A 6,394-nucleotide genomic window follows, 5' to 3' on the forward strand; every position below is an offset into this window, starting at 1 on the left:
AATGCTTGTGATACTTGCAGAAAAAAATAAAATCCCGGTAAAACACAGCGTTTCACCGGGATTTCTATTATAATATAATGAAAGAATGGTTAGTTCTTGTTGGCACGTTTACGTTCGATTTCGTCCAAAATCACTTTACGCATACGCATTGCCTTTGGAGTAACTTCTACATATTCGTCTTCCTTAATATATTCCAGTGCTTCTTCAAGTGAGAACTGGATAGGCGGAATCAGACGTACTTTGTCATCCGAACCGGAAGCGCGCATATTCGTCAGCTTCTTCGATTTGGTTACGTTGATAACCAAGTCGTTGTCGTGAGAGTGCTCGCCTACTACCTGTCCTGCATAGACTTCGTCCTGCGGGAAAATAAAGAACTTACCGCGATCCTGTAATTTGTCGATGGCATAAGCAAAAGCTGTTCCGCTTTCCATAGCAATCATAGAACCATTGGTACGACGTTCAATTTCTCCTTTGTGCGGCTGATATTCTTTGAAACGGTGTGCCATAATGGCTTCACCGGCAGAGGCCGTCAGTACATTGGTACGCAGACCGATGATACCGCGTGAAGGCATATTGAATTCAAGATTGATGCGTTCGCCTGTATTTTCCATCTTTACCATTTCACCTTTACGGCGGGTAACCATATCAATAATCTTGCTGGAATATTCTTCCGGTACGTTGATGGTCAACTCTTCAATCGGTTCGCATTTCACACCGTCGATTTCTCTGAAGATAACCTGTGGCTGACCTACCTGCAATTCATATCCTTCGCGACGCATTGTTTCAATCAATACAGAAAGGTGGAGTACACCACGGCCGGAAACAATCCATTTACCGTCTTCTTCACTCTTTCTTACGCGGAGAGCCAGGTTCTTGTCGAGTTCCTTCATCAGACGGTCGTGGATGTGGCGTGAAGTCACAAACTTACCATCCTTACCGAAGAAAGGAGAATCGTTGATAGCAAACAACATACTCATGGTCGGTTCGTCAATTGCGATGGGTGGCAGTGCTTCCGGACTTTCGAAATCACAAACTGTATCTCCAATCTCGAATCCGTCAATACCTACCAGCGCGCAGATGTCACCGGAAGAAACCTCATTTGTTTTCACACGGCCTAAACCTTCGAAAACATGGAGCTCTTTAATTTTGCTCTTGAACATATCGCCGTTACGTTTCACAAGCGTTATATTCATACCTTCTTTTAATGTACCACGATGTACGCGACCTACGGCAATACGACCGGTATAAGAAGAATAATCCAGAGAAGTAATCAACATCTGGGGAGTACCTTCCAACTGTTGCGGTGCCGGAATGTTTTCGACGATACAATCCAGTAGCGGAGTGATGCTGTCAGTTTGTTGTTGCCAGTCGGTGCTCATCCAGTTGTTTTTGGCGGAACCGTAAATCACGGGGAAGTCCAACTGATCTTCCGTTGCGTTCAAGCTGAACATCAAGTCGAAAACCATCTCGTAAACTTCTTCCGGGCGGCAGTTAGGTTTATCTACCTTATTAACTACCACAATGGGTTTCAAACCGATTTCGAGCGCTTTTTGCAGTACGAAACGAGTCTGTGGCATCGGACCTTCGAAGGCATCTACCAACAGAATACAGCCATCGGCCATATTCAATACACGTTCTACTTCACCACCGAAGTCGCTGTGTCCCGGAGTATCAATAATATTAATTTTTGTACCGTTGTAATTGATGGATACGTTTTTGGAGAGAATCGTTATACCACGTTCACGTTCCAAATCGTTGTTATCCAGGATAAGTTCACCACTATTTTGGTTGCTGCGGAATAAATTTCCGGCCAATAGCATCTTGTCAACCAGCGTTGTTTTCCCATGGTCAACATGGGCAATGATTGCAATGTTTCGAATATTTTGCATATAATACCTATTATTTGGCTGCAAAGGTACGAAAATAGGATTAGAAATATGCGCAATGATAGCAATTTTTTCTTGTAAATCGTTGTGTGATATAAAGATAATGCCTATCTTTGCACGCTCAAAAGAATAATTTATCAATTAAAATTCTAAGAATTATGTATTTAGACGCTGCTAAAAAGCAAGAAATCTTCGGAAAGTACGGAAAGTCTAACACTGACACCGGCTCAGCTGAGGCCCAAGTGGCATTGTTTTCCTACCGTATTTCTCACCTGACTGAGCACATGAAGCTCAACAGAAAAGATTATAGTACTGAAAGAGCGTTAACAATGTTGGTAGGTAAGCGTCGTCGCTTACTCGACTACCTGAAAGCAAGAGATATCGAAAGATATCGTGCTATTGTTAAAGAGCTCGGTTTGCGTAAGTAATCTACTTGTCGCGAAAAGATTTAAAGCCGTTCCTCATGATAGAGGAGCGGCTTTTTTTTAGTTTCTTCTTTTTCTTCCTGACAATCGTATTTTCTTCGGTTATAATTGTGTTCATCTAAAGATTTTGCTATTTTTGCAGCTTAATTATTATAATTTATCACCTTTGATAACTAAAATGCTTTCAAAATGGATACAAGTAAGATTGTTGGCGAAAAAATTAAAGCCCTCCGCGAAGATAAATCAATAAGCATAGAAGAGTTGGCGCAACGTTCAGGTTTGGCTATCGAACAGATTGAACGTATTGAGAATAACATTGATATACCTTCTCTCGCACCGCTGATTAAGATTGCGCGTGTGTTGGGAGTACGTCTGGGTACTTTCCTTGATGATCAGGATGAAGTCGGACCGGTCGTATGCCGTAAGAAAGAAACCAAAGATGCGATCAGTTTTTCCAATAATGCGATTCACTCTCGCAAACACATGGAATATCACTCGTTGTCCAAGTCAAAGGCGGACCGTCACATGGAACCGTTTATTATCGATGTGATGCCGACGCAAGATACCGACTTCGTGCTTTCTTCTCATGAAGGAGAAGAGTTTATCATGGTTATGGAAGGTATCATGGAAATCAGCTATGGCAAGAACACCTATCTGCTGGAAGAGGGTGATAGTATTTATTATGATTCCATTGTTCCTCATCATGTACATGCTTATGAGGGACAGGCTGCAAAAATCCTGGCAGTAGTTTACACACCGATTTAATGAAATAGTAGGAACCAAGACTTAAGTATAATTACATGCAATTATTTGATCGTACTTTGGGGCAGTGGCTGGAACACTGGGCTGAAGAGACTCCCGATAAGGAATATATCGTATATTCCGACCGAAATCTCCGTTTTACCTGGAGTCAGTTGAACCGTCGTGTGGATGATATGGCAAAAGGGCTTATTGCCATTGGGGTGGAACGTGGTACTCATGTGGGTATCTGGGCGGCTAATGTTCCCGATTGGTTGACATTGCTATATGCCTGCGCGAAGATTGGTGCGGTATATGTTACAGTGAATACGAACTACAAGCAATCGGAGTTGGAATATCTTTGTCAGAACTCGGATATGCATACGCTTTGTATTGTGAATGGTGAGAAGGATAGTGATTTTGTGCAGATGACATACACGATGCTTCCTGAATTGAAGACTTGTGAGCGTGGACATTTAAAGAGCGAACGCTTTCCATATATGCGAAATGTAGTATATGTAGGTCAGGAAAAACATCGTGGTATGTATAATACAGCGGAGATCCTGCTGTTGGGAGATAATGTGGAAGATGACCGTTTGAACGAACTAAAAAGCAAAGTGGATTGTCACGATGTAGTAAATATGCAATATACGTCGGGCACTACCGGCTTCCCGAAAGGGGTGATGTTGACACATTATAATATCACCAATAATGGATTTCTGACGGGGGAACACATGAAGTTCACGGCAGATGACAAACTTTGTTGTTGCGTTCCGTTGTTCCATTGTTTTGGGGTAGTATTGGCTACCATGAACTGTCTGACTCATGGTTGTACACAAGTGATGGTAGAACGTTTCGACCCGTTGGTTGTGCTGGCCTCTATTCATAAAGAACGTTGTACGGCTCTTTATGGTGTGCCGACTATGTTTATCGCCGAGTTGCATCATCCGATGTTCGATCTCTTTGATATGTCTTGTCTTCGTACAGGTATTATGGCCGGTTCGCTGTGTCCTGTCGAACTGATGAAGCAGGTAGAAGAGAAAATGTATATGAAGGTGACTAGTGTATATGGACTGACGGAGACTGCTCCGGGTATGACAGCTTCTCGTATTGATGATCCGTTCGATGTACGTTGTAATACGGTAGGACATGATTTTGAATTTACGGAGGTGAAAGTGATTGATCCTGAAACAGGTGAAGAATGTCCGGTTGGGGTACAAGGTGAAATGTGTAACCGTGGTTATAATACCATGAAAGGATATTATAAGAATCCGGAAGCAACGGCGGAAGTGCTTGATGAAAACAACTTCTTGCATTCCGGCGACTTGGGTATTAAGGATGAAGATGGAAATTACCGGATTACCGGACGTATCAAAGATATGATTATTCGTGGTGGCGAGAATATTTATCCGCGCGAAATAGAAGAGTTTCTTTATAAGCTTGATGGAGTGAAAGATGTTCAAGTAGCTGGTATTCCTTCTAAAAAGTATGGTGAGGCAGTCGGAGCATTTATTATTTTGCAGGAAGGAGTACAAATGCAGGAAGCCGATGTACGTGATTTCTGCAGAAATAAGATATCCCGTTATAAGATTCCGAAATATATCTTCTTTGTGAATGAATTCCCGATGACGGGTAGTGGAAAGATTCAGAAGTTCAGATTGAAAGATCTGGGACTGCAACTTTGTAAAGAGCAGGGTATAGAGATTATTTAGAGACTCATGATTATTTAAAGACACACAAAGTTTTTCGATTATAAACAGTGAACGGTGAACTCTCTGCAATCAATTATGCAGTTTGTTCACCGTTCACTATTTGTATGCTCTTATCCGGTTTTGTCTCCGGCGTCAGGTTGCGTGTTATTAAATGAAATCATCGCCCAGTTGCATTTGGGCGTCGTTTACATATTTACGGATGGCATGTTCTTCATCTTTGCGGCAAATCAAAAGAACGTTGTCCGATTCGGCTATCAGAAATCCTTCCAGTCCATCGATAACGGCCAGTTTGCCTTTCGGAAGTACTACCATATTATCTTTACTATTATATATAAGTGAATGGCACTTCAGCGTAACATTGCCTTCCGGGTCTCTTTCCGATAAATCATAAAGTGATCCCCAAGTTCCAAGATCGGACCAGCCAAAATCTCCTAATGATACATACACATTATCCGCTTTCTCCATAATGCCGAAGTCGATGGATACATTAGGACATGCTGGGAAGTTTTCTTCGATGAATGCTTTCTCCTTGTCGGTGGCATAAATATCTTTTCCCGGTGCCAGTTTGGAAGCTAATTCAGGCAGTAAATCTTCACTTGCTTTGATGATTGTATTTACATTCCACATAAATAGGCCGGAATTCCAATAAAATTCTCCGCTCTCTACGAATACTTTAGCTAATTCCAGTTCCGGTTTTTCAGTGAATGTTTTTACTTTATAGAAGTTTCCTCCTGCGGGTTCGTCTATTTGTATATATCCGTACCCTGTTTCCGGGCGATTGGGTTTAATACCTAATGTCAGTAGCTTTTCCGAGCGTGAAACAAAATCAAGTCCTTTTTCGATAGCGGCAAGAAACTCATCCTCTTTTAAAATTAAATGGTCTGAAGGAGCGACTACGATATTGGCGTTCGGGTTCAGTGCCCGGATGTGGTAAGCGGCCCATGCTATACACGGAGCGGTATTTCGTCTTGCGGGTTCCAGCAGAATCTGTTCTTCGTTCACTTCGGGCAATTGTTCCTTCACTAAGTCCGCATACATTGCATTGGTAACGATGAAAATATTTTCTGTTGGGATAACCTTTTGGAACCGGTCGAAAGTCTGTTGTAAAAGTGAACGGCCCGTTCCGAAGAAATCTAAGAATTGTTTGGGCAATGTTTTGCGGCTAAACGGCCAGAAGCGGCTTCCAATGCCGCCACCCATAATCACGCAATAATTATCCTGGTTTGTCATGATAGTGACTCTATTTTAAAGTTTCTGCTAATGTACGGTTTATTCTCTGAATAGAGAAGTGTTTAAGATATGTTTTATTATTTTTTTCTCCTTTTTTTTGCCAAACTATTGTGGAATCAAAATAATGTCGTATCTTTGCACCGCAATTGAGAAATCAAGTATGCGCCCAGATGGCGGAATCGGTAGACGCGCTGGTCTCAAACACCAGTGGATTCACTTCCATCCCGGTTCGACCCCGGGTCTGGGTACTGAAGCGGAGAAAGTAGAAATACTCTCTCCGTTTTTCTTTTCTACTCCTCGTAACTCGTTGGTCATACCGAAATTGGGGGTCAGTCCGAAAACCCTGTGGATATGTTAAATTCACACTGTCAGTTTGCATAATCTAAACATAAAGAATGGTATA

General features: G+C 42.1%; 5 protein-coding genes and 1 tRNA gene. 4 read left to right on the top strand and 2 right to left on the bottom strand.

The genetic code is table 11. The annotated features are described in order from the left end of the window. Positions 1-89: 89 nt before the first annotated feature. Positions 90-1,889 (bottom strand): translational GTPase TypA, encoded by a 1,800-nt coding sequence (typA, locus tag LPH68_RS20645; RefSeq protein WP_004317549.1) that lies wholly within the window; start codon positions 1,887-1,889, stop codon positions 90-92. Positions 1,890-2,044: 155 nt separating this feature from the next. Here typA and rpsO point away from each other — a divergent pair, with 155 nt between their 5' ends. The 3 genes from rpsO (at position 2,045) to LPH68_RS20660 (ending at position 4,761) form a co-directional block, all read left to right on the top strand. Continuing rightward, entirely contained in the window at positions 2,045-2,314 is a 270-nt protein-coding gene (rpsO, locus tag LPH68_RS20650; RefSeq protein ID WP_004296393.1) for a 30S ribosomal protein S15, read from the top strand. 186 nt (positions 2,315-2,500) lie between these two features. Then, positions 2,501-3,076 carry a helix-turn-helix domain-containing protein gene (locus LPH68_RS20655; protein ID WP_230297108.1) on the top strand — a complete coding sequence of 192 codons (576 nt, stop codon included), beginning with the start codon at positions 2,501-2,503 and terminating at the stop codon, positions 3,074-3,076. 35 nt (positions 3,077-3,111) lie between these two features. Then, positions 3,112-4,761 (top strand): AMP-binding protein, encoded by a 1,650-nt coding sequence (locus LPH68_RS20660; RefSeq protein ID WP_004310697.1) that lies wholly within the window; start codon positions 3,112-3,114, stop codon positions 4,759-4,761. A gap of 147 nt (positions 4,762-4,908) precedes the next feature. Here the strand turns inward: LPH68_RS20660 and LPH68_RS20665 are convergent, their stop codons facing one another. Beyond that, on the bottom strand, positions 4,909-5,991 hold the full coding sequence (locus LPH68_RS20665; RefSeq protein ID WP_004317553.1) for a mannose-1-phosphate guanylyltransferase: 1,083 nt from the start codon (positions 5,989-5,991) through the stop codon (positions 4,909-4,911). Between the two features lie 164 nt (positions 5,992-6,155). On the opposite strand from LPH68_RS20665, the gene LPH68_RS20670 reads away from it, so the two are divergent. After that, positions 6,156-6,239: transfer RNA gene (locus tag LPH68_RS20670), tRNA-Leu, on the top strand. The last annotated feature ends 155 nt before the right edge of the window (positions 6,240-6,394 follow it).

It is taken from the genome of Bacteroides sp. 1_1_30, assembly GCF_020982715.1.
GTDB lineage: Bacteria > Bacteroidota > Bacteroidia > Bacteroidales > Bacteroidaceae > Bacteroides > Bacteroides xylanisolvens.

What these genes read in the sequence shown, in the direction of transcription:
- LPH68_RS20665 (WP_004317553.1), bottom strand. Translation starts at nt 5,991, where the DNA reads ATGACAAACCAGGATAATTATTGCGTGATTATGGGTGGCGGCATTGGA.
- LPH68_RS20655 (WP_230297108.1), top strand. Translation starts at nt 2,501, where the DNA reads ATGGATACAAGTAAGATTGTTGGCGAAAAAATTAAAGCCCTCCGCGAA.
- LPH68_RS20660 (WP_004310697.1), top strand. Translation starts at nt 3,112, where the DNA reads ATGCAATTATTTGATCGTACTTTGGGGCAGTGGCTGGAACACTGGGCT.
- typA (WP_004317549.1), bottom strand. Translation starts at nt 1,889, where the DNA reads ATGCAAAATATTCGAAACATTGCAATCATTGCCCATGTTGACCATGGG.
- rpsO (WP_004296393.1), top strand. Translation starts at nt 2,045, where the DNA reads ATGTATTTAGACGCTGCTAAAAAGCAAGAAATCTTCGGAAAGTACGGA.